The 23112-nt window shown below is 69.6% G+C and carries 20 protein-coding genes and 1 tRNA gene; 16 read left to right on the top strand and 5 right to left on the bottom strand.

The window, feature by feature from the left end:
- Positions 1–32: 32 nt before the first annotated feature.
- From D5S19_RS02725 to D5S19_RS02715, 3 genes are all read left to right on the top strand, one after another.
- Entirely contained in the window at positions 33–881 is an 849-nt protein-coding gene (locus D5S19_RS02725) for a helix-turn-helix transcriptional regulator (RefSeq protein WP_199730301.1), read from the top strand.
- 85 nt (positions 882–966) lie between these two features.
- The gene (locus tag D5S19_RS02720; protein ID WP_120021732.1) at positions 967–2088 is read left to right on the top strand and encodes a sensor histidine kinase; all 1122 of its coding nucleotides are present in this window, start codon (positions 967–969) and stop codon (positions 2086–2088) included.
- Positions 2085–2753 (top strand): response regulator, encoded by a 669-nt coding sequence (locus tag D5S19_RS02715; protein ID WP_120021731.1) that lies wholly within the window; start codon positions 2085–2087, stop codon positions 2751–2753. The genes D5S19_RS02720 and D5S19_RS02715 overlap by 4 nt, the downstream gene beginning before the upstream one ends.
- 93 nt (positions 2754–2846) lie before the next feature.
- Here the strand turns inward: D5S19_RS02715 and D5S19_RS02710 are convergent, their stop codons facing one another.
- A complete protein-coding gene (locus tag D5S19_RS02710) occupies positions 2847–4379 on the bottom strand; it encodes an acyltransferase family protein (protein WP_233573680.1) in 1533 nt (510 codons plus the stop codon).
- Positions 4380–4544: 165 nt separating this feature from the next.
- Here D5S19_RS02710 and D5S19_RS02705 point away from each other — a divergent pair, with 165 nt between their 5' ends.
- Positions 4545–5684: a hypothetical protein gene (locus D5S19_RS02705; protein WP_120021729.1), complete on the top strand. Its 1140-nt coding sequence runs from the start codon at positions 4545–4547 to the stop codon at positions 5682–5684.
- A 22-nt stretch (positions 5685–5706) separates the two neighbouring features.
- On the opposite strand, the gene D5S19_RS02700 is transcribed toward D5S19_RS02705, so the two are convergent.
- The 3 genes from D5S19_RS02700 to D5S19_RS32295 all read right to left on the bottom strand — a co-directional run bounded on the left by D5S19_RS02700 (position 5707) and on the right by D5S19_RS32295 (position 11601).
- Positions 5707–9396: an FkbM family methyltransferase gene (locus tag D5S19_RS02700; RefSeq protein WP_120021728.1), complete on the bottom strand. Its 3690-nt coding sequence runs from the start codon at positions 9394–9396 to the stop codon at positions 5707–5709.
- Entirely contained in the window at positions 9389–10543 is a 1155-nt protein-coding gene (locus D5S19_RS02695; protein ID WP_120021727.1) for a hypothetical protein, read from the bottom strand. Before D5S19_RS02695 ends, D5S19_RS02700 begins: the two co-directional genes overlap by 8 nt.
- Positions 10544–10677: 134 nt before the next feature.
- Positions 10678–11601, bottom strand: a complete 924-nt coding sequence (locus tag D5S19_RS32295) for a flagellar basal body-associated FliL family protein (protein ID WP_199730299.1) — start codon at positions 11599–11601, stop codon at positions 10678–10680.
- 409 nt (positions 11602–12010) lie between these two features.
- Here D5S19_RS32295 and D5S19_RS32290 point away from each other — a divergent pair, with 409 nt between their 5' ends.
- The 5 genes from D5S19_RS32290 to D5S19_RS02670 all read left to right on the top strand — a co-directional run bounded on the left by D5S19_RS32290 (position 12011) and on the right by D5S19_RS02670 (position 15047).
- Positions 12011–12661, top strand: a complete 651-nt coding sequence (locus D5S19_RS32290; protein ID WP_199730297.1) for a hypothetical protein — start codon at positions 12011–12013, stop codon at positions 12659–12661.
- Between the two features lie 452 nt (positions 12662–13113).
- Complete coding sequence (locus D5S19_RS02685) at positions 13114–13584, top strand: hypothetical protein (RefSeq protein WP_120021725.1); 471 nt, start codon at positions 13114–13116, stop codon at positions 13582–13584.
- A 58-nt stretch (positions 13585–13642) separates the two neighbouring features.
- Positions 13643–13942, top strand: coding sequence for a hypothetical protein (locus D5S19_RS02680; protein ID WP_233573679.1), 300 nt, complete (start codon positions 13643–13645; stop codon positions 13940–13942).
- Positions 13943–14110: 168 nt separating this feature from the next.
- Positions 14111–14620 carry a DUF2716 domain-containing protein gene (locus tag D5S19_RS02675; RefSeq protein ID WP_199730315.1) on the top strand — a complete coding sequence of 170 codons (510 nt, stop codon included), beginning with the start codon at positions 14111–14113 and terminating at the stop codon, positions 14618–14620.
- 25 nt (positions 14621–14645) lie between these two features.
- Positions 14646–15047, top strand: coding sequence for an immunity 7 family protein (locus D5S19_RS02670; RefSeq protein WP_120021723.1), 402 nt, complete (start codon positions 14646–14648; stop codon positions 15045–15047).
- Between the two features lie 623 nt (positions 15048–15670).
- Here D5S19_RS02670 and D5S19_RS02665 read toward each other — a convergent pair.
- Positions 15671–15743, bottom strand: a tRNA-Gly gene (locus D5S19_RS02665).
- Between the two features lie 209 nt (positions 15744–15952).
- On the opposite strand from D5S19_RS02665, the gene D5S19_RS02660 reads away from it, so the two are divergent.
- From D5S19_RS02660 to D5S19_RS02630, 7 genes are all read left to right on the top strand, one after another.
- On the top strand, positions 15953–17458 hold the full coding sequence (locus tag D5S19_RS02660) for a sigma-70 family RNA polymerase sigma factor (RefSeq protein WP_120021722.1): 1506 nt from the start codon (positions 15953–15955) through the stop codon (positions 17456–17458).
- 108 nt (positions 17459–17566) lie between these two features.
- A complete protein-coding gene (locus tag D5S19_RS02655) occupies positions 17567–18007 on the top strand; it encodes a DUF983 domain-containing protein (protein WP_120021721.1) in 441 nt (146 codons plus the stop codon).
- Positions 18008–18045: 38 nt separating this feature from the next.
- Positions 18046–18906, top strand: a complete 861-nt coding sequence (locus D5S19_RS02650; RefSeq protein WP_120021720.1) for an Fpg/Nei family DNA glycosylase — start codon at positions 18046–18048, stop codon at positions 18904–18906.
- Between the two features lie 578 nt (positions 18907–19484).
- On the top strand, positions 19485–20795 hold the full coding sequence (locus D5S19_RS02645) for a sensor histidine kinase (protein ID WP_120021719.1): 1311 nt from the start codon (positions 19485–19487) through the stop codon (positions 20793–20795).
- Between the two features lie 18 nt (positions 20796–20813).
- Complete coding sequence (locus D5S19_RS02640; protein ID WP_120021718.1) at positions 20814–21659, top strand: S49 family peptidase; 846 nt, start codon at positions 20814–20816, stop codon at positions 21657–21659.
- Between the two features lie 41 nt (positions 21660–21700).
- Positions 21701–22534 (top strand): LytR/AlgR family response regulator transcription factor, encoded by an 834-nt coding sequence (locus D5S19_RS02635; RefSeq protein ID WP_199730296.1) that lies wholly within the window; start codon positions 21701–21703, stop codon positions 22532–22534.
- Between the two features lie 3 nt (positions 22535–22537).
- The gene (locus D5S19_RS02630) at positions 22538–23047 is read left to right on the top strand and encodes a hypothetical protein (RefSeq protein WP_456061896.1); all 510 of its coding nucleotides are present in this window, start codon (positions 22538–22540) and stop codon (positions 23045–23047) included.
- Positions 23048–23112: the final 65 nt, after the last annotated feature.

Here is a 23112-nt window from a genome sequence, read left to right as displayed (position 1 = left end):
AACAGGGTCCCGGTTGTGTTTACCTGGTATTCGTGCCCAGCGCCGTCGAACCCGCCCTCCAGCACCGGCTCCGCCGGAGCGAGCTGGGTGCCTTCCTGCGGAGCCGTCGCGCGCGGATCACGCCGGAGCAGGTCGGCCTGCCGCTGTCCGGCCGGCGGCGCACGCCGGGCCTGCGCCGTGAGGAGGTCGCGCAGCTCGCCGGGGTCGGCGTCACCTGGTACACCTGGCTTGAACAAGGCCGGGACATCAATGCTTCCGAACAAGTCCTCGGTGCGATCTCCCGCACGTTGCGCCTCGATCCGCACGAGCACGTGCACCTGTTCACCCTCGCCGGCGCGCCGGAGCCGCCCACCGAGGAGAAGGAGTGCTCCGCGGTCACCGAGTCGATGCGGGCGATGATGACCAAGCTCGAACCGTTCCCGGTCACCATCCGCAACGCGCGCTGTGACCTGCTCGGCTACAACCGTGCGTACAACTGGCTGATGGGGGATGTGGACAGCATCCCGTTCGAGGACCGCAACACGCTCGTGCAGTGCCTGCTCAACCCGGAGCTGCGGGAACGGTTGCTGGACTGGGAGCAGAACGTGCCGAGGTCGGTCGCCTCCTTCCGGGCCGCGATGGCCGAGCACGTCGGCGAGCCCGCGTGGAAGGCGCTGGTCAAACGGCTCAAGGCGGAGTCGCCGATCTTCGCCGACCTGTGGAGCCGGCACGACGTGAACTCCGCGGCGATCCCGATCAAGCGCTACCGGCACCCGGAAGCCGGGCTGCTGACCTTCCGCTTCACCTACCTCTACACCGGCCGCCGCTCGGAAATCCTGATGTCCACCTACACCCCGGCGGACGAGGAGACCGCGGCGAAGCTGCCCGCGTCGTTCGACTGAGCCGCCCGGTACCGCGCCGGGCGTAGCGGAATTCCCCGCTTCCGAGCGGACGCGCGGGCCCGTTCCGGCGAGTAGTTTTCGCCTCATGCAGGACTGGTGGCGCGAGCGGAACCCGTGGTTCGGGCGGGTGTTCCGGACCCTCGTGGTGCTCGCCTTCGTGCTCGGTGCGACGAGTGCGACCGGTCGCTGGGACCGTTTCGGGCAGCCGCTGAGCTTGCTGGGCGCGGTGTGGCTCGCTGCGACCGTGCTCCTGTTGCTGCTCGTCCACCGGTATCCGTTGCCGGTCTTCGTGCTGACTGCGTTGTCGGCGGCTGTCTACTACGCATCGTCGGAACCCGGCGGCCCGGTCGTCGTGGTCCCCACGATCGCGTTGTTCATGCTGACCCGGAGGCGGGGGCCGGTGGTCGCGGGCAGCGTCGCCGCCGGGGTGCTGCTGGTCGGCTATGGCGTGCACGTGATCAGCAAGCAAACGTTTGCGATCAGTGTTTCGACCGGTTTCGTCGTGCTCTGGGCGGCGGCCGTGATCGGGATCGCCACGGCCGTGCGCTACCAGTTCGCCGCCGTCGCGGCACGTCGCGCGCAGGACACCGAACACCGGCACCGGCTCGCCGAGCAAGAACGGCTGCGGATCGCCCGCGAGGTACACGACGTGGTCGCACACAGCCTCGCCATGATCAACGTGCAGGCCGGTGTCGCCGCACACGTCGCGGACCGGCGTCCGGAGCAGGCGAAAGAGGCGTTGCTGAACATCAAATCGGCCAGCGCGTCGGCGCTCAAAGACCTGCGCGCCACGCTCGCCGTGCTCAGGTCGGGGGAGAACCGGGCGCCCGCGCCGAGCCTGGCGCAGATCGGCGAACTGCTCGACCACGCGCGTACGGCGGGCCTGACCGTGACGGTGCACGGCGAAGCCGGCGACCTGCCCGCGCCGGTCGACGGTGCGGCCTACCGCATCCTGCAGGAGTCGCTGACCAACGTCGTCCGGCACGCGGATGGCGCGCAGGAAGTGGACGTGCGGCTGGAGCGGCGGCCCGGCACGCTCGCGCTGACCGTGCGTGACGACGGCCGCGGCACAGATCAGCCGACTCCCGGACACGGCCTGCGCGGCATGCGGGAGCGGGCGTCCGCGCTCGGTGGCACGGTCGAGGCGGGCGTCACCCGACGAGGCTTCGAGGTTCGCGCCGAACTGCCCGTGGAAGGGGAGACATGACGATCCGCGTCGTACTGGCCGATGACCAGGCACTGGTCCGCGCCGGGTTCCGGGTCCTGCTGGAAACCGAGGACGGTTTCGAGGTCGCGGGCGAGGCGGGTGACGGCGAGCAGGCCGTGGCGCTCGCGCTGGAACATCGGCCGGACATCGTGGTGATGGACGTGCGGATGCCCGGCACCGACGGGCTGGAGGCCACCCGCCGGATCACCGGCCATCCCGAACTCTCCGAGGTGAAGGTGCTGGTGCTGACCACTTTCGACGTGGACGAGTACGTCTACGAGGCGTTGCGTGCGGGTGCCAGCGGCTTTCTGCTCAAGGACACCGAACCGGTCGAGCTGCTGCGGGCCTTGCGCGTGGTTGCCGACGGCGAGGCACTGCTCGCGCCGACGATCACCCGGCGGCTCATTACGGAATTCGTCGGCCGTCCCGAGCACCGGCGCGTGAACCCGTCCGCGGTGGCCGAGGTGACCGACCGGGAACGGGAGGTGCTGGCGCTGGTCGCGGGGGGCCTGTCGAACGACGAAATCGCCGCGCACCTGGTGATCTCCACCGCCACCGCACGCACCCACGTCAGCCGCATCATGACGAAGATCGGCGCCCGCGACCGGGCGCAACTGGTGGTGCTGGCCTACGAATCCGGCCTCGTCACCCCCCGGCGCGGCTGATTCGCACGCTTGAGCTAAGTCGTACGGGTGACTTGCGCCGTGTCAGTGAACGCCCTCCCCCCTTTGGACGCCTTACCGACAGAGCATCGGCACTCAGCGAGGTGTTCGGCGGAAGGAGTCCCGATGGCTTGGGAGGTCGTCCTCGTCGCCACGCTGGCCGTGGTTTTCCTGGTCAGGCTGGTGATGCAGCTCCGGCGGAGCTGACGGCCAGCGGGGCGGGGCCGGGCGGCGTCTCGGCGATTCGGCCACTCGGTCCGGTGCCTGGTCCGGCACGGGGCGTGCCCGGTGGGCGCCACCGGCCGGACGACTCCGCTGGTCACTGCGATGCATCGGCGGACGCCTGTCGTTCGGCGCGTGCTGTGGACGACGCGGGTTCTCCGCGATCCGGGGAAGTTCGGTGGTGACCTCGGTGTCCTCGACCGGTGCCTGCCGCGGCTCGGGTCCGGGCTCCGGTTTCGGTTCGTGCGCGGGTTCCGGGTTGGGCGGGGTTTTCGGTTTGTGCGAGAGCCGCCGGGCCAGCGCATGGCTCGGCCGTTCCACGAACCGGTAGCTGATCTCGACCACGCCGAACACCACCGGGATGACGATCAGCAGCGCGATCGGCAGCGGCACCGCCGGGCGAAGCAGCTGCAGCAGCACGAACGTGACCAGCATGTGCAGCAGATAGATCGAGTAGCTGCGCTCCGAAAGCGCGGTCCAGATCTTGCGCTGCTTCAGCTTGTCCTCGGCGAACATGCCCATCAGGAAGCAGATCACCGCGAACGCCATCGCGAGGTTGTACGAGGTGTCGACGCGGCCCACGTCGATGATGTCCGCCAGCACGTACAGCGACCAGGCGCAGCCGCCGAACAGCGCGCCGGTCCACAGCGGGATCCGCTTCGAGGTGGTGGCCCAGATCGTCTGCCCGATGATCATCACCGGCAGGTACGACACGTTCACCGCGAACAACGACCACGACGGGCCGAACTGCGAGCGGCTCATCAGCACCACGAAGATGAAGGTGAGCTCCACCGCGATGGCCAGCCACACCGAGCGCCGCAGCACCGGCAGCACGACCATCAGCAGCACGTAGAAGATGACCTCGATGATCATCGACCAGGCCACCGGGATCAGCACCACCTGCGGGAAGATCAGGTAGTTCACCAGCGAGGTGTTGGTCAGGATGGTGAGCGGGTTCAGGTCCTGCGATTGCCCGGTCGAGGGCGGATGCAGGCTCACCGCCATCAGCAACGCGGTCAGCAGCACCACGAACAGCATCGGCGCGTACACCCGGATGAGCCGGTTCAGCGCGAACCGCCCGGTGCCCTGCTTCAGCGCGATCGGTGTCACCACGAACCCGCTGACCAGGAAGAAGAACGGCACCGCGATCTGCCCGATGCCCTGTTTGGCCATGTGCATCGGATCGCTGGTGAGCGCTTCGATGAAGCTGATGTAGGGCGCGTCGTCGTGCTTGGCGAGCACCCACGGGTGCGCGATGTGGCTGTAGAACACGAGCAGCGCGCCGAGCCCACGGCCGATGTCGATGAAGACGATCCGCGTCTTCTTCGGTTCGGCGGGAAGCTGCTCGGCCGGCACGGCAGAGGACTGCTCGGCCAGCGCGACCACCCCCGTTTTCCGGCCTGGCACTGCGAGCAGAGTAGCGCCTCGCCGCCGGCCGGTGGACGACTCCCCGGAAATACCCGGAACGTGCGACTGGGCACCGAACCCGGGCTGGCCTCGGAATATGCCCGCCGCAGGTACGATCGGGCCGCAATTCGTCCGTCACGCGATCAGTGCAGGAGTCGGGGGAGCGTGCCACAGTCCACTCTCGACGGCACCGTCGAACCCTTGTCCCCGTCCCGGCAGGCGTTGCCCGCCATTGGTCTCTACCTGCTCTTCCAGCTGGTCTCCTTCGGCCTGTTGTGGCTGATGAGCTGGAAGGCGGACGTCTCGCCTGGCCGGTTCCTCGACGATTTCGATGCCAACTGGTTCCTGTCCGTCGCGCAGCACGGGTACGACCAGCCGGTGCATGCCGGCCCGGGCGGTGCCCCGGCACAGAACAGCATGGTGTTCTTCCCGCTTTATCCGGCGCTCGTGGCAGTTCTCACCTTCGTCGGCATTCCGGCGTTGCCTGCCGGGATCGCCGTGTCGATGCTCGCCGGCTGTGCCGCGGCGTGGGGCCTGTACGTGCTGGGACGCGACTTCGCAGGCCCACGCGTCGGGTTGCTGATGGCAGTGCTGTGGTCGATCGGCCCTGGCTCCACAGCGCTGCACCTCGCGTACTCCGAAGCAGTGCTGATGGCGCTTGTGGCTTGGGCGCTTGTCGCCGTCGCGCGGCGACAGTGGTTGCTCGCGGGCGCGCTGGCGTTGTTCGCCGGGTTGACGAGAGCGAGCGCGGGAGCGTTGATCGCCGCAGTCGGTGTGGCGGCCCTGGTGGCCGTCTTCCGCGGTCGTGACGGCTGGCGACCGTGGGCGGGCGGGTTGCTCGCGCCGTTGGGGCTGCTCGGCTATCTCGCGTACGTCGGCATCCGCGCCGACCGCGTGGACGGCTGGTTCTGGCTGCAGAACGCCTGGCAGATGCACTTCGACTTCGGCGTCTTCACCTGGATTCAGGTGAAGGAAGGCCTGACGTCCGACCATTCCAGTTGGATCACCGTGACCGCGCTCATCGTGCTGATCGCCGTCGCGCTGCAACTGTGGACGTGGACAACGCGGCTGCCGCTGCCGTGGCAGATCTACGGCACGCTGACCGTCGTGATAGCGCTGTGCTCGTCGAACTACTTCCAGTCCCGCGCGCGGTTCCTGTTGCCCGCCTTCGTACTCACCGTGCCGTTGGCGCTGGTGCTGGCGAGGCTCTCGAACCGCGCCCTGGCCGTGCTACTACCCGCGACGGCCGTACTCAGCGGCTGGTACGGCGCGTACATGATGACCATCACGCACCTCGCGCCCTGACCGCATCCCTGCGTCCAAAGCGTCAGGGCGCCAGCCAGAGCGTGACGAACTTCTTCTCGTCCGCATTCGCCGCCGCGATCAGCGCTGCGTCGTCGAGGGTTTCCGCGGCGGGGCCTTCGTCGGTGACGATCTTCGGCGTGTAGCCCAGCGCGCGGTAGCCGACGAGCACCGCCGACGGGTCGTCGCCCAGCTCGGCGATCGCGCCCGGGTCGAACTCGCACACCACGTGCGGCCGGTCGCGACGCAGCACCTCGGTGAGGCCGCTGAGCGCACGGTGGTCGCGGCCCTGCAGGTCGACCTTCACCAGCCCGATCCGCTGCGCGGTCACCTCCGGCACCGTGTCCAGCCGTACGGCCGGCACCGCGACGCCCGGACCGTCTGCAGTCACCCGGTTGTCCCCGCTGTTGCCCGGCGTCGCCTGCGTGAGGTGGACGGTGCCAGGAGCGTCCCACGCGGCCGACTCGACCACGGTGACCTGCTCGGCCACGCTGGGCGGCAGGTTGACCGCCACGTTCCGGCGAAGGAACCCGGCGTTGACCGGGTCGGCCTCCACCGCGACCACTTTCGTCACGTCAGGAGTCGCCCGCAGCAGCCGAAGCGTGTGATACCCGACGTGTGCACCGACGTCCAGGAACGCGCCTTCGGCCAGCTTCGCCATCAGCTCGGCTTCGCTGTCCTCCCAGGACCGGTGGAACACGATCCACGGCAGCATGACCTCGTCCACCGGCATGAGCAGCGCGCCGACGTCGCACGGGACCACATCGGCTCCGCGCGGCACCGGGGCGTGCGACATCCGGGCCGCGTCCCGCATCGCGCCGACGTCGAGAGTTACCCGCTGAATGGCCTTCTCGTCCGCGTCGAGCCGTTCGTCGCGCGAAGTGAACATCTTGTGCACAGCGGCCGTGTTGGCTTCGATCTCGGAGCCGATACCGCCGTAACCCTCGCGAAGCTTCGCTACGTCGGTTTCGAGATTCCCCAGCGCCAGCTCGGTATCCGGCGCGCGCCGCTTCAGCTCGTCGACGGTGTCACGCAACGGCTCGAACCGTTTGAGCCGCTCGCTGACGCTCTCCGTGGCGGCTGCTGCGACATGCCGGCTCTCGGTGAGGTCGCGCTCCAGCCGTTCGACCCGGTCCAGCAACCGCCGGTTGCTCTCCTCCGTGGCCGACAGCAGCGCGCCCATCACGTTGCGCTGGTGCACGTCGTAGTGGTCGATCGCGCGAAGCACGGCCTTGCGCAGCGCGGGCGCCAACGGCAGCCGTGACGGCGTACTCGCCTCCGGCCGCCAGCGCAGCGCCTCGGTAGCTTCCTGCAGCGGCGTGAGCGGGTGCGCGGGTGGCGGAGTGGCCGCGGTGTGCCGCTTGTCCTGCCACGCGCGGTACGCCTGCTCCAGCTCCGTACGCATCCACTTGGCGGCAGCAGCCATCGAACGGTCGCGAAGAATTGCGCTTCGCGCGTTGCTGCCGCGCTTCGCGGCTTCGTCCGGATCGTCGGCGACCTGGCGCATCGCGGCCGCAGCCACGCCGAGATCGGGCTCGGCCCAGATGGCGCCCGCGTGATACGGGTGGCTGTCCGGACCCACCTCCACCAGCCGGTACGGCACCGGCCAGCCGGTGCTCGCGTCGAGGAACTCGGTGGTGCTTGAGTAGTCCGTGGAGATCACCGGCATCGCGCGCGCCATTGCTTCGGCGACAGTGAGCCCGAAGCCTTCACTACGGTGCAGCGACACGTAACAGGTGCTGCTCTCGTACAGCGCGTGCAGCTCGGCGACGCTGAGGTAGCGCTCTACCAGCTCGACACGCTCGTCGCTGCGTACCAGCGCGCGCAGCCGCTCGGCCGCGTTCGGATGCAGCTTCGCGTTGATCGCCTTGATCGTCAGCCGTACGTCGTCACGGCCGGGGAACGCCCGCTGGAACGCTTCGACGGCGCCCCATGGGTTCTTCCGCTCGGCCACGCTGTTGAAGTCGAAGGCGAACAGGAACCGCACCGGTTCGCCCTGCTCGCGAGCCGGCGGCGACGGCTCACCCGGATCGCGTACCGGCACCGGGATGGCCTTCACCGGGATCGGCGAATGCGCCGCGATCGCCCGGCGGCAGAACTCGCTGACCGTCCAGACCTCGTCGAGCATCCCGAACGCTTCGTGCTGCCACTGCGGGAAATCTTCGAGTTCCCAGGCCCACAGCCCGATCCGGTAGCGGCCCGCACCCACCTCGGGGTGGTTGGTGAGGATCGTGCGGGTCTGGTCCGCGTTCACCGCCAGCACGCTGATCGGGAACCGCGGATCGCCGACCGTGGCGGGCCGCTCGATGCCCGTGCGGTTCGAGACCGCCTTCTCCTCCAGTACCGAAGCCACTGGCACGCCACCGGTCTCGATGGCCTCCAGCACGATCCGGCCCATCTCCCCGAGCCCCAGCTCCGCGGTGAGGTAGCCGAGCAGGTTCACACCGAATTCGTCCTGCGGCGGATGGGTGACGACCGGTTCGCCGGGCAGCGCCCACTCGGGCAGCCCGGCCTCGGTCACGCCGGAACCGGTGCACCAGTGACGGAAGTTCTCCGCGTCGTCGCTGTACGGGTGCGGGAATGCCATCTGCAGATCGATCCGCGACGACCAGATCGCGTGCGTGAGCCGGTTCAGCCCGGCCGCGGCCTGCGCTTGGTCCTCGGGGGTGGCCAGCCATTCCCGTAGCGCCTGGCCGCCGTCCTCGGCGTACGCGTGCGGCGGCGCAGGCTTGTTCTTGCGCTCGGCCTTGATCCAGCCTTCGCGGAACACGCTTCGCGCCAGCTTCGGCACCGGCGTCCCGTCGCGGAAGTCCTTGAAGCCGTACGGGATCGAGTCGAGCGATTCCGCGTACCCCGCTTCGCGCAGCTTCGCGCCGTACGCGTCGCAAATGGCGCGAAGATCATCGCTGTGCGACAGCAGGACGCGCGGCTTGCGCGCGCAGTGGAAGCTGAGCAGCCACGGCTTCTCCGGCCGGTAGCCGCTGTAATGGAAGAAGCGCAGCGTCGCGCCGCCCGCGGTGAGCACGCCGTCGGCTTCGCGCGCGATCGGACGCTCGTGCAGGTTCCAGTACGCGACGTCGTAACCCGGGTCGGTGACCACGTGGTGCCGGAACAGGGAAGGCACCTGATCCACCCACCGCTGGTCGGTGAACAGCTGCTGCTCGGGGGCGACGATCGCGTCGTGCCGCAGGCGTCCGGCCCAGAAATCCAGGAACGGCACCGCGCCCTGCCCGACCCCGATGAAGCCGAGGTTGAACATGCCGGTGCCCATGATCACCGCGTCGTCCGGCTCAAGACCGTCCTTCGGCAGCGGATGCAGGAAGTGCGGGGCGAGCACGATGTCGTGCGCCTGGGCCAGCTCGGCGACCTCACCGATTGACGAGAACACCTCGATGTCCGGGTCGAGGTAGATCGCCACCTCGGTCTCGGCGAGCAGCTCACGCAATAGGTACGGCTTGACCGCGGTGGCCAGCTCGGTGACCGAGTACGCGGTGGCCATCCGCAGGTAGTCGTCCTCGTCGATGCCGAACGCGGCAGGCCCGACGAGGTCCGCACCCGACTCGTCGTGGCGCGCTTCGCCGCGCGGCGCGTCGATCACCGCGATGACGAACCGATCCGCCGGATGCTGCTGGAGGTAGGAGCGGGCCAGCACTCGCGCGGCCGGCAGGTAGTTGCCGGCGACGATGGTGCAGGCGGTGGTACCCGGCTCAGGCATCGGCGGTCAGCACGGTCAGCTGCTGGTTCAGCGCGGTACCGAAATCGGTCTTCACCGAGGTGCTCTCCTGACCCGACACCTCGACCCGGACGATGACGTTGCCGTGCGAGTAGTGCCCGCGGACCTGGGCGGACTGGCCGTCCTTCGGGTCGATCGCGGTGGCCCGCACGCCGGGCTGGCTGCCGGTGAAGAGCTTCGCGCCGTTGGCGGTCTGCACCTGCTGCAGCTGCTCGGCCGCGTTCTTCGCGGCGGCCGGGGTGCTCGTCTGGGCGAGCAGCAGCGTGATGTTGTTGCCGTCCGGCAGGTGGTACACGACGAACTTGACCTTGCCCGCACCCGCGGTCTGGTAGGCCGAGATCTCTTTGTCGTTGAGGTACTTGAGCCCGTTGACCTGCGCGAACGACGAGATGTCGTCATGCATTTCGGCCACACCCGGCATACTGGCCACGGCCAGGGGGTCCGGCGGTTTAGGCGCCTGGGACGACTGCTGCGGCTGGGCCTCCCGCGGCTTGTCGCCGCCGCTGTCGCGCCCCCACAGCCAGTAGGCGCCGAACGCGATCGCGGCCAGCACCACCACGGCGCCGACGATCGCGCCGATTTTCTTGCCGTTGCCCTGCTTGGGCTTGTCGTTGAAGTACTCCGGGCCCTGGCCGGCCCACTCGTTGCCACCGCCGCCGGAGCCGAACGGCAGATCGCTGCCACCCCACGGCGGGGTCTGATCGGTCTCCGGCGCGTTCCACGGCTGCTGCGGTGCCTGCGGGAACCCGGCCGCGGGGGACATCGGCGCCTGCTGCTGGAACCCGCCCGGCGGCGAGTACGGCGGAGGCTGCTGGCCCGGCTGCACGTACTGGGTGCGCTCGTTCCCCTCGGCACCGGCCGAGGGCATCTGCCAGGACTGCACGGCCTGCGTGCGCTCGGCCGAGACATCGGCCGGGGGCTGCTGCTGCGGCAGGCCACCGGGAGGGCTGACCGGGGCGATCACCTGGGTCGAGTCCGCGCTCGACGGCTGCTGCGGGGCGGCGGGCTGGTCCTGCTGGCCGACGGCCGAGGACAGCACCTGATCACGGCGGATGCGGTAGTCGTCCGCGGACAGCCGCCCTGACGCGAGCTCCTCGTCCAGCCGGCGCAGCTCCTCCTGCCAGGACACCAGTGCCCCCCTTATCTGTCGGCATGGCGACATTTCGGCGCGTCACCGCGACCCGATGTGGGTGACGACGTGGTCATTGTGCACGGCCACGACCCCGCGTGACCTCGCGGGTCGCCTTCCGTCGTGGCGGCGGTTCAGCCGGCCGGCAGGGTCGCCGCGACCTGCGCCCGGATCTGTTCGATCCGCGAGCGCAGCGCCGCCGGGTCCCGGTCCAGCGGGGCCGACACACCGACGCCGACCGCGACCGATCCGGACGTGTACCAGTACGCGGTGACCTTCCCGGCGGGGCTGCTGCCGGTGTAGACGAGGTCGGTGGCCGCAGGCCCGAGCGGGCTGCTGTCGAACCCGCCGGTGACCAGGTTCTGCCGCAGCCCCTTCACCAGCTGCGCGGCCTGCGCCGGGGAAGCGGAGGGTACCGCGATCAGCAACGTGCCGCCGGGGTCGCCGGCGTAGGAGTGATAGACCAGCTCGTCCGCACCGGACGCGCGCATCAGGTCCGCGTCCGCCTGCGACACGGCCTTGACCTGCACGGCCTTGGCCAGGGCCATCGTGGAATTGTCCTGGCTCGGGGTACCGGGCAGCTTCGGCAGCTTGTCCTCAAGCGCGGCAGGCTGATTCGAGCTCGGCACCGGCGGCGGCGACACGTGATCGGCAGCATCCGGCGAGTCGGACTTGCTGCCGAAGTACCAGATGCCGCCCACGATCAACGCGAGCACCACCAGCACTCCGACCGACAGGAACAACCAGCTCGGCCGCGCCTTCTTCGACCGGGGATCCTCCTCCCACAGCCGCCGCAGCTCCGGCTGCCCGCCTACCGCGTCGAACTTGTCGGTCGGCTTCACGTCGGCCGGGCTGGGGGCAGTGGTCGTCGGTTCGGCACCGGGCTCGGTGCCCGATTCCCACTGCCGGCCCCGCGTTTTCCTGCTTCCGGCCTCGGCGGTCTGCGCGGCCTGTGGCTGATCCGGCTGGCCGGGCTGATTCGGCAGGTCCGGCTGCTCGGCTTGACCCTGCTTACCCTCGTGGTCCTGGTGACCGGCTTGGGTTTGCTGACCCGGCAAACCGGCTTGACCCTGCTGTCCGGCTTGGTCTTGCTGACTCGGCTGGCTGCCTTGGCCCGGTTGGATCGGCTGGCCGCCCAGGCCGCCCTTGCCCGGCATGCCTGCCGGAACGCCCTGACCTTGCGGACCGGGCTGTCCGTACTGACCGGGTTGATTCGGCGTGGCCTGTCCTGGCTCACCCGGTTGGGGCATCGCGGGATTGGCACTGGACCAGCCGGCCGTCCCCGCCGCATGCCACTGCACCGGAGGCGTGCCGTGCCAGGTCCCCCTGCTCGGATACCCACTCGGATCACCTGCCGCCGACGGCCCGCTCGACGCCCCACCGGGACCACTCGCCGGACGACCGGCCGCGGGCTCCGCCGCACCCCCGGCGACCGGACCGTTGCCCGCGGGGTTGCCCGGATTGCTGATGGATTCAGTGGGGGTCGGCTCGGCGAAGCTGCTGGCCGCGATACCTGCAGCCGCGCCCGCCGCGGGGACGGCCGCACCGGTCGCGGGGCTCTCTGGGCTGCCGGACGTTGGCCCGCCTGCAGCCGGGTTTCCCGCCGCACCGGTGGCTGGGCTGCTTGCGGAACCTGCGACGTACGGGCTCGCCGAATTACCTGCCGCCGCGACTGAACCGCCTGCGGAATCGATGGCGTGGGTGCTCGCCGCGCCGACCGCACCAGCTGCCGTAATGCCTGCGGAATCGACGGCCTGCGTGACCTCCGGATCACCAGCCGCGGTCTTGCCGGTACCACCCGCGGTATCGCCGGAATTCGTGACCGGCCCGCTGGCGGATTCACCAGCGCCCGGGTTGCCAGCGCCGCTACCCCCCGACCCGGAGGGACTGGTCGTGGTGCCCATCGAACCAGAGGCCGGACCGGCGGCCAGGCTCGCGGAGCCACTGGCCGAGCCGGTCGCGGATTCAACGGCAGCCGAGTTCCCCGAGCCGCTGCCCGCAGAACCACTCGCCGAGTCATCACCCGTCGCAGCACCGGCCGACGGCCGGCCCGGGATGCTCTCCGTCGGCTCCGAAGCGCCGGAAGTGTCCGGGGTCCAGGCCGGGTTCGGCTGCTGAGCCGAGCCGCCGCCCCACGGCGTGCCCGCTACAGAGTCGGTACCCGCTGACCACGCGGCACCGGGCGCGGTGTCCGGCGCCCACGGCGAACCAGGTGCGGCAGGGCCGGTGCCGGGGGACCAGGGTGCGCCCGCCACCGATGCAGGTCCCCCGGTCGAGCGCTGTGGGGACGCCACGGGCGAGGGGCCGGCACCCCCGGACGCCTCCGCGAGCAGATCGTCGCGGCGGTGCCGGTGTTCGGCGTGCCCGATGCGTCCTGCGGCCAGATCGGCATCCAGTCGCCGGAGCTCTTCCTGCCAGCTCATCACGCAACCCCCTGTCACCGGTTCGGGCGACAGTGTTCCACGTGCCCGGACCTGGGCAGGTTCCGGTCCGCTCATTCGGACGGCGCGATCGTTTCGCGCCGACGCGCGTGCCGTCCAGGGTGGGCGTTGCGTCCGTAGGATCGAGGTATGTCCTCCGCGCGCGGTGAACTGACCGCCCTGGCCGTGGACCGGCTGGCCGGCCTCGACGTCCCGTCCGGCGAGCTGGTGGCGGCCGGAGTGCGCGCGGTGGTCGAAGGCCTCGACTCGCCGTCGCTGCCCGAGCTGGCCGGCAGCGACCATCGGGACGCCGCCGCGCTCTTCACCCGCGTCGTCGACGAGCTGGACCTGGAGCTGCCGGCGGACGCGGAGACCGCGCGCTGGCAGCTGCTCGGCGAATGCCTCGGCAGCTTGGTCCGCGGCGACGTGTCGTTCGGCGAATCGACCGCCGTGTTCCACGATCTGGACCACCGCCTCGGCCGTCCGGAGGCGCTGACCGAACTCCGCCGCTGGATCGCGATGCTCGCCGTCTGGATCCAGACGGACGTCACGCCGGTCAGCTTCTGCGAGGAGCAGATCCGCCAGCTGCTCGCCGGATCGTGGCCGCCCATCACCCGTTAGGCGGCAAAAACTGTCGTACATATGTTCTAAAATTGGTCGTGTTCCGGGGAAACATCAGGTGTCCCATGACCGGAAGGCGGCCCGTCGCGGTCGTCGTTCGTCCGGCGGCAGCGCCGGCAGTACGAAGACCCGGCGCGCGCGGCGTTCAACTACTACCGCCGGGCGGCCAACGCGGTGCGCGCTCGCGTTGTGGCTGCTCACCGAGGGAATGCCGGCGCTGCTGCCGGGCGGCGAGGCGCTCGTGGTCGACGTGCGCCGGGCGAAGGAATTCACGTTGCCGACCAGTGCCCCGCAGCGGTTGCGGCCGTGGGCGTTCAGCGAGGCGTCCGCGTTCCTCACCCTCTGGTACGCGGCGTGAGGGCGCAGACCAGCGATTTCACCCGGTCGAGTGGCGGAACTACTGCGGCCCGGACGTGGACTGGACAATCCGGTCCCCGGAAACGAAGCTTTGCGCAGTTTCGAGCCCGGCGGATGACTTCGAGGTCGACAAGTGGACGCTGCTGCAGCCTGGGAACCGCTCTCCCGAGTGGTCGACGAACCTGCTTGGTACTGGGTTCACGAGAAGCTCGGCTTCTGGCCGAGCACCTTCGCGCACGACTGGCCGGGGTTTCGCGAGCCCGCGCCGTCGGCCACCTGGGATCTGTCCACGGGGGAGTACCTCCGGGATTCCGCGGAGTTCCGCCTCGGCCCGTACGCGGTCGAGGAGCACGACGTCGCGCGGATCGTGCTGGCCGCGCTGAAGGAGACCGTCGCACCGGACGAGTGGCTGTGGGTGCTGCACTGGCAGCACCAGTCGTTCAAGTTCTGGCCGCACCGGATGTCCGGCAGCGACACGTGGCCGGTGCCGGTGTTCCCCCGCGGCGACTACCACCTGTTCCTCGCCGGGGATTTCCGGTACGGCACGCTCGGCCACCCGTGGGAGCGCACGCTCTGCGTGTTCGGCGCCGAACTCCTGCCCGCCGTGGAGAAACACGGCGAAGGGGTGCTCAGCACGGTGCTCCGCCGCGACGGCAGGCCGTCGGCGCTGACCCGCTGATCTTGGCGCTGCTACCGTTTCCAGCGTGTTCGAATACCACGGCTGGGTGACCATCGCCACTACCGCGAGCGGCGACGACGACGCGGCGCTGCTGGAGCGTCTCGTCGACCGCGTGCACCGCACCCTCCGCGATGCCGGCACGCTCGATCTCGTCGACCTCCGGTGGAGTTCCGGGCTGCCGATGCTGCATCTCGGTGGTCTGGACAAGCACGGCGGCGCGATTTCGCCGGAGTTGCTGGAGACCTTCGCGAGGGTCGGTGAGCTGGCCCCCGGCTCGTACGGCCTGCTGCACGTGTGGGACGACCAGGATCCCGAGTGTGACAACGAGTTCCGGGTGTTCCGGATGGCCCGCGGCCAGGTCACCGAGCAACGCGACCCACATTTGACACCCGTCGCGCCAACCGTCCTGGATTCCTACGAGCTCTGAGCGATCGCCGTTGCCCGCCGCCCCCCGGCGGGCAAACGCCGTCCTGCGGTCAGCCGCGTGGCGTCTGCGGCCGGTGACCCGGCTCCTGGTGCGGTGGCTTCGGGAATTCCGGAGCGGGCAGATGCGCCGCCTCGTACCGTGACAACGTCAGGGGACCGGAGGTGTCCGGCACGGAGGCAGTCCGGATCCCACCGTCATCCCAAGATCTGGTTCGCCACCTCGACAGCGCTCCAAGACTCACTCCGCAAAGCCCACCGGCACTCCAAGATTGACCCGGCCACGTCACCGGCGCTCAAAGACCTGCGCAGTCAACTCACCATTCGGGATTGCGCTCCGCTACATCCTTACGCCCCCACCGCACCGCCGGGGCTCCGGGGGCTCGGCCCCCGGGCAATATGGCGAAGGGGCCACCCGTCCACAAGCCCACCGGCACTCCAAGATTGACCCGGCCACGTCACCGGCGCTCAAAGACCTGCGCAGTCAACTCACCATTCGGGATTGCGCTCCGCTACATCCCTACGCCCCCACCGCACCGCCGGGGCTCCGGGGGCTCGGCCCCCGGGCAATATGGCGAAGGGGCCACCCGTCCACGCTCCCCGTGGACACAGTGACCCCAGACCCTGAGCGGATGACGGGATTCGAACCCGCGACCCTCACCTTGGCAAGGTGATGCGCTACCAGCTGCGCTACATCCGCGTTAACCATGTGGTGCTCGGTGTTGAACACACTCTATACCGGGCGATGGCGGACACTTTCGGGGCCCCCGGGCGACGGGTCGACCTGCTGTGACGGGGTGGCGCGATTGTCACGTCGGGCGTACAAGGGGTGACGAGGGGCTGCTCTCTCCGTATGGTGTCCCCATTCGACCGAATGGTGAGTCCTTCGGGGAGGAGGTGCCTTGCCGGATGACCGAGCTGGGCACGGCGCCGCCACCAGCGGCCTCGGAATCCGATGAACAGGCACTCCTGAAGCGGCTCCGCGAGGGCGAGGACGCGGCGTTCGGGGAGCTGTTCGAACTCCATTCCGGGGCGGTCCGAAGACTCGCCGCGAGCCTGGCGGCGGATCGGTCCGAAGCCGAGGACATCACCGCGGAGACGTTTTTCCGGGTGCTGCAGGCGTTGCGTCGCGGTGCCGGGCCGCGCAACTACCTTCGCGCGTATCTGCTGACCGTCGCCCGCCGGGTCTCGTGGGAGTGGCACGGGGCGCGTCGTGATGTGCCGGTCAGCGATGACGAGCTGACTTTTCGCGCCGGTGCGGGCGCGGACACGCATGCGCATGCCGCCGAGCGCACCTTGATCACCACGGCGTTCACCAGCCTGCCCGAGCGGTGGCGCACGGTGTTGTGGCAGACCGAGGTGGAGGGTGAGCAGCCCGCCATGGTCGCGCCGAGTTTCGGGCTTTCCGCCAACGCCACCGCCGCGTTGGCGCGGCGGGCGCGGCAGGGGCTGCGCGCGGCGTACCTGCAGGCGCATCTTTCGGTGAATCGCGGGCCGGAGACCTGCCGTGCGGTGGTGGAGAAGCTGGGCGGGTTCACCGTCGGCAGCGTGACCGGCGCCGAGGCCGAGCGGATCAGGGCGCACCTGCTGGGTTGCGCGTCGTGCCGGGCGACGCAGGACGAATTGCGTGACGTGTGCTCGACGTTGCGGGCGCACGCGGAGGTGCTGGTGGTCGCGATGCCCGCGCTGATCGGCATCGGCAAGGCCGGCGGCGGGGTCGTGGCCGCGGTGAAGAGCCTGGTGTTCGGCTCGAAGATGAAGGTCGGGATGGCGCTGGCGTCGACTGTCGCGGCGGGCGCGGCCGGTGTCACTGCGGGGCCGTTGGTGTTCGGGTCCCGTCCGGTGGAGAACATCGGCCTCGGCGGCGGGGCGCCGGAGTTGGCGCTGCAACCGCCGTCACCGCGGCTGTCCCCGCAGGTCCGGCAAGGTCCACGGACCGTCACGGGGATGCTGCACGGCGCGGCTCGCGAGATGGGTCCGAAACGGGAGCCCGAGGGCGCGCACCTCGGTGCGAACGAGGTGCCGAGCCTGCCCACTCCGTTGACCTCGGTGCCCGCCGCGCCGTCCTCGTCGGTGCCCGATCCGGCACGGCGGGACGATCTGCCGGGCAGTTCGACGAAGGCCGCTCCACCCACCCGGAAAACGTCGACCGAGTCGCGATCGGACACCGATCCGTCCGGTTCGGTCACCACCGACAGCGTCCCGTCGATCGAATCGACTCAGCCCGTCCCGGGGCACACCGGTGCCACGAAGTCCTTCCCGCCGCCGAGTTCGGGTTACTTACCCTCGCCGGAGTCGTACCTGCCACCCTCGGTGACCAGCACGCCGACCGGTCCGAAGGCCGCGTTGTCGTCGCCCGGTGCCCGGAAAGACGTCACCGATTCGGCCGATTCCGTTCCGCACGCGAAGCCCTGAACAGCCAAAACCGGACGAAGCGGTGAACACGTTGCGTGAGCACCTCGCGCTGCACCGTGCGGGCACGGTAGCGTTGACCGAGCTTCAGCGTCGCCCGGGAGGCAACTGATGAACCGGCTGGTACGCGGCGAGGACGGCCGCGACTGGGTGGTCCGTGCCCAGATGGAATGGCGTGCCCCCGCCACCGCGGACGATTTCGAGCACGATGTGGCGGGCAGTTACGGTCCGGGGATCGCGATGATCGCGGTCACCTCGGTGCTCGCGGTGTCGCTGGTGGCGTGGACCCCGGATCAGGTGCGCGTGCCTGCCTGGGTGTACCTGGCGATCGTGCTGGTGATGCTGTTCTTCCCGCTGCGCTGGATCCTGCGCAGGCCGTGGACGGTGGTCGCGGAGACCGAGGGCGATGCGGCGGGTGAGCGGCCCTCGGAGCGCTGGGTGGGCACGATCCGCGGCATGTTCACGGTGTCCGGCGAGGTCAAGCGGATCTCCAGGACGATCCAGAAGCATTCGCTGCCGGACTTCGACGGGCCACTGCATCCGGTCGAATAGGCCTGGCCGGAACGCTCCCGGCGAGCGAGACTGGGGGCATGCCCGAGTTGCCCGAGGTCGAAGCGCTGGCCCACTACCTGCGGGAGAACGCGGTGGGCAGCACCGTTTTCCGGCTCGATGTGGCGTCGCTGAGCGTGCTGAAGACGGCGGATCCGCCCTATACCGCGCTGCACGGCCGTGAGATCACCGGCGCCACCCGGCACGGTAAACATCTGGACGTGGTGCTCGGCGAGCTGCATCTGGTGGTGCACCTGGCGCGGGCGGGCTGGCTGCGCTGGTCGGACGCGCTGGCCCCGGCACCGTTGAAGCCGGGGAAGGGCCCGATCTCGTTGCGGGTGCATCTGGAGTCGGCGTCCGGCCCGGGTTTCGACCTGACCGAGGCAGGCACGAAGAAGGGCCTGGCGGTGTGGGTCGTGCCCGACCCGTCGGCCGTGGCGAGCGTGGCCCGCTTGGGCCCGGATGCGCTGGCCGTGGACGCGCCGCAGCTGCGTGACCTGTTCGCGGGCAAGGGCACTCGGCTGAAGTGGGCGCTGACCGACCAGTCCCTGATCGCCGGTATCGGCAACGCGTATTCCGACGAGATCATGCATCGCGCGAAACTCTCCCCGTACGCGACGATCGGCAAACTGGACGAGGCCGCCCTGGAGGTGCTGGCCGAGGCGATCCACGAAATCGAATCGGACGCCGTCGCACGCTCGGTAGGCCAGAAGGCCGCCCGGCTCAAGGGCGAGAAGCGATCCGGCCTCCGGGTGCACGCTCGCACCGGCCTGCCCTGCCCGGTATGCGGCGACACCATCCGGGAGATCTCCTTCGCGGACAAGTCCTTCCAGTACTGCCCGACCTGCCAGACCGGCGGCAAACCGTTGGCGGACCGGCGAATGTCCCGCCTTCTGAAGTAGCCCGGTGAGGTGGCCCAGTCGAGGTGGGTTTCGGTGAAGTGGTCCGGGCGGGGGTGGTGCAGTGCTGCCCACCCCGCACCCACCAATGCACCACAACATCGCCACGAAACGACGGATCATCAACCCCATGCGCCCGGCATGCCCACGGAGCCTGAGCGTCGCTGCGAGCGCGATACACCCGACATCGGCCAGCAATCCCCCCCATGACCCTCACATCGAGACGTGCGCATGCCTCCAACATCCGCATGTCCACATCATCTGACGCCATCAGGCACACCGATATCCACTCCAACACCCAAGAGCACGCCCTTCGCGCCACGCCCGCGGCACCGCAACCCCCCGTCCGCAGTAACCAGGTCGTGAAGGTCCCTCTCGTTACTTGCGGACAGTCGTCGGCATCGGGACCGGGCCTCCGTCTGACGGTGACCCAGGGCCAGGTCAGTCACCCAGTCGGTGCAAGGTCCTCACGCTAACCGGGAGCGACGGTAGGGTTTGTCCACGCTCGGTCATCGCGCCTGGACAGCACCCGGGCAGAAAGTGGGAAGCAAACCTTGCACCCGGTCGGTCGAGCGCAGAGCATGGACGGCGTGTCCGCTTTCCCTCTCGCGCAGGTCGTGCCCTGGGCACTGGTCGGCATCCTGGTGATCGTGGTGCTGGCCCTCGTCTTCAAGGCGCGCCGGCCCAAGGGGGTCATCCAGGACGCGGTGCTGCAGGCCGTGCACCGGATGTCCAAGGCGACGCCGAACCTGCGGGCCGGGCTCGAAGAGGACGCGGCCAACCGGATGACCGCCGAGCTGCTGGAGGTGCTCGACTGTCTCGCCGTCGGGATCACCGACAGTGAGGGCACGCTGCTGTCCTGGGCCGGCGAGGCGACCGACCACTACCTCGACCTCGTGGAAGACGTCGGCACCGCGCTGCGCAAGCACCGCCGGGCCGTCGCCGATCACAACAAGATGCCGTGCAACCACCGCGGCACCTGCAAGATGAAGACCGCCGCGATCGTGCCGATTCTTGTCGAGGGCGAGGCGGAGGCGACGCTGATCGTGGTCGGCCGCACGCGCGACAAGCTGGTGCAGATGGCCGAAGCGGTCGGCCAGTTCGTCTGCACGCAGTTCGAGCTCGCGCGGCTGGAGGAATCGCGAAACCAGTTGCAGCAGGCGGAGATCAAGGCGCTGCGCGCGCAGATCTCACCGCACTTCGTCTACAACGCATTGAACACGATCTCCGCGCTCATCCGCACCGATCCCGAAGAGGCCCGCGAACTGCTGCAGGACTTCGCCGACTTCACCCGCTACTCGTTCCGCAGCTCCGGCATGTACACCACGCTCGCCGAGGAGCTGCGCAACATCGACCGCTACCTGACCATCGAGAACGCCCGGTTCGGCGGCCGGCTCGAGGTGCGGATGAAGATCGCGCCCGAGGTGCTCAGCGTCGTGGTGCCGTTTCTGATCATCCAGCCGCTGGTGGAGAACGCGGTCAAGCACGGGCTGGCCAGCAAGCCCAGCGGCGGATGCGTCACGGTGATCGCCGAGGACCGCGGCCAGGAGGCGGTGATCAGCGTCGAGGACGACGGCATCGGCATGGACCCGCGGCAGCTGACCGACCTGAAGAACGCGCACCGCACCGGTGCGCACGTCGGTCTCGGCAACATCAACCAGCGCATGCGCCAGGTGTTCGGCGAGGACTACGCGCTCACCGTGGACACCGCGCCCGGCGCCGGGATGAAGGTGACCCTGCGCGTGCCGAAGTTCAAGCTCGGGGTGCGGCCGAACATGCCGGACTACTCCGCGGACGTGCCACCGCAGCCCGCGCCGCAACCTCAGCCGCAGGCGGAGGAGGAGCACGACTCCGTGCACGGCTCGCGTTCGGGCATGCTGCCCACCCACTGAACTGGTTAGCCTTGGCAGATGAGCGTTGCCGACAAACTGACCGCCCGCCTGCCCGTGCTCGGTGATCGCGGCGAGCGCAAGGACGTGGTCGCCGTGGTGAAGCTGCACGGCGTGATCACCCCGACGCCGTCGCCCCTGGCCCGCGGCTCGATCAACCTGGCCGGGCTCGAATCGGCGCTCACCCGCGCGTTCGGCCACGAGCGGCTCAAGGCGGTCGCCCTGCAGATCAACTCGCCGGGTGGCGCGCCGACCCAGTCCGGCCTGGTCGCCGAGCGGATCCGCGGGCTGGCCGACGAGAAGAACGTGCCGGTGCTCGCCTTCGCCGAGGATCTCGCGGCCTCCGGCGGGTACTGGCTGGCCTGCGCGGCCGACGAGATCTTCGCGCACCGCACGTCCATGGTCGGCTCGATCGGCGTGATCAGCGGCGGGTTCGGGTTCACCGGGCTGCTGGAGCGATTCGGCATCGAGCGCAGGCTGCACACCGCGGGCGCGAACAAGTCCCGGCTCGACCCGTTCAGCCCGGAGAAGCCCGAAGACGTCGAGTGGCTGAAGAAAATGCACGGCCAGCTGCACGAACTCTTCGTCGCCTGGGTCCGGGAGCGCCGCGGCGAACGGCTCACCGACTCCGAGGATCTGTTCACCGGCGACGTCTGGCTCGGGCAGAAGGCCCTCGACCTCGGGTTGATCGACGGACTGGGCTCGCTGCGGCAGGTCATCGAGCAGCGGTACCCGGACGCGGAGATCGCCGTGGCGGAGCCCAAGAAACCACTGCTGGCCCGGCTCGGGCTGGGTGCGCCGGCGGCGGCGAGCGCGGTGCTCGACGCGGTGAGCACCAAGGCGGCGTGGTCGCGGTACGGCTTGTAGAGCCAGTCGGGGGCTGGACATTGCACTCGGCTGTCGGCAGGATGCATTTCACTGTGAGTGCTCACGAAGACACCCGGCAGCTCATCGTCCTCGCTGTGGACGATGAGCTGAAGGGGCTGGACGTATTGACCCACGGCCTGCAGAACAACCCGCACGTGCACCGGGTGTTCAGCGCCTCCGACGCCTCCGACGCGCTGCGGTTGTTCTCGCATGACGATCCGGAGCTGGTCGCTCGCCGGGCCCGTGGGCTGCCGACCGTCGACGCGGTCTTCGCGGACATCAACATGCCCGGGCTGTCCGGGATGGAGATGTCGCGGGTGATCGCCGCGATGAACCCGTCGCCGATCCTGGTCTTCGTCACCGGGAACGCGGAGGAGGCGGTGAACGCCTTCGACCTCGGCGCGGTCGACTACGTGCTCAAGCCGTTCCAGCAGGACCGGCTCGACCGGTCGGTCTCGCGGGTGCGCGAGAAGCTCGCAGCCTTGGCCGGTGCACCGGCCCCGGGCGCGGGCGCCGAGCCGGTGAAGAACGACGACGAGGTGATCCCGGTCGAGCTGGCCGGCACCACGAAGCTGATCCCGCGCTCCTCGGTGCGCTGGGTGGAGGCGCAGGGCGACTACGCGCGGCTGTTCACCACCGAGGGCAGCCACCTGGTCCGCATCCCGCTCGCCCAGCTGGAAGAACGCTGGGAGAAAGCCGGTTTCGTGCGGATCCACCGGTCCTTCCTGGTCGCGCTGCCGCTGATCACCGAGCTGCGGATGGGGCAGGGCGGCTACCAGGTGGTGATCGGCAACGAGGAGAAGGTCCTGCCGGTCAGCAGACGGCACACCCGCGCACTGAAGGACCGCCTGGTCGGCACCGGGCGGGGTGGCTAGCCCGTGGTGACCTCCTCCGAAGACCCCTACCACCGCCTGGCGAACGGCGTCCGCAAACCGGACCCGACGCTGGGCACGCGCCAGGAGGAGCGCGCGATCGTGGAGCCGGTGCCGCCGGCTCCGGAGCCGCTGCGGGCCGGGGAACCGGCGCATGTGCGGCCGAAACGGGAGCGGGTGGTGCTCGCCGACGCCCGGCAGGTCCCGGGTCGGATGCGGGGCCGGATCGAACTGGAGGAGCAGACCAGCTGGGGAAAACGGCTGGTCGGCGACCTGGTGAAGGCCCAGCTGCGGACCTCGGTGCTGCTGGCGGTGCTGGTGGTCGGGGTGCTCGGCGCGCTGCCGGTGCTGTTCTTCCTGCTGCCCGGCTTCGCCCGGTTCACCGTGATCGGCATCCCGGTTCCGTGGATCCTGCTGGGGCTGCTGCCGTTTCCGTTCCTCTTCGCCGTCGGCCTCTGGTACAACCGGCTGGCCGAAGGGCACGAACGGGATTTCGTGGACATGATCGAGAACTGAGGCCCACCGGCGAAAAGTCCCCGGTGGCGGGGCATTGCCGAACCGGGTACTCGTGCGAGGATTCC

Origin of the sequence: Amycolatopsis panacis (assembly GCF_003600245.1) — a bacterium.
In the GTDB taxonomy this organism is placed as follows: Bacteria; Actinomycetota; Actinomycetes; order Mycobacteriales; family Pseudonocardiaceae; genus Amycolatopsis; species Amycolatopsis sulphurea.
Note: the sequence above shows the minus strand (reverse complement) of the source record. Positions and strands in the feature narration are given on the sequence as shown.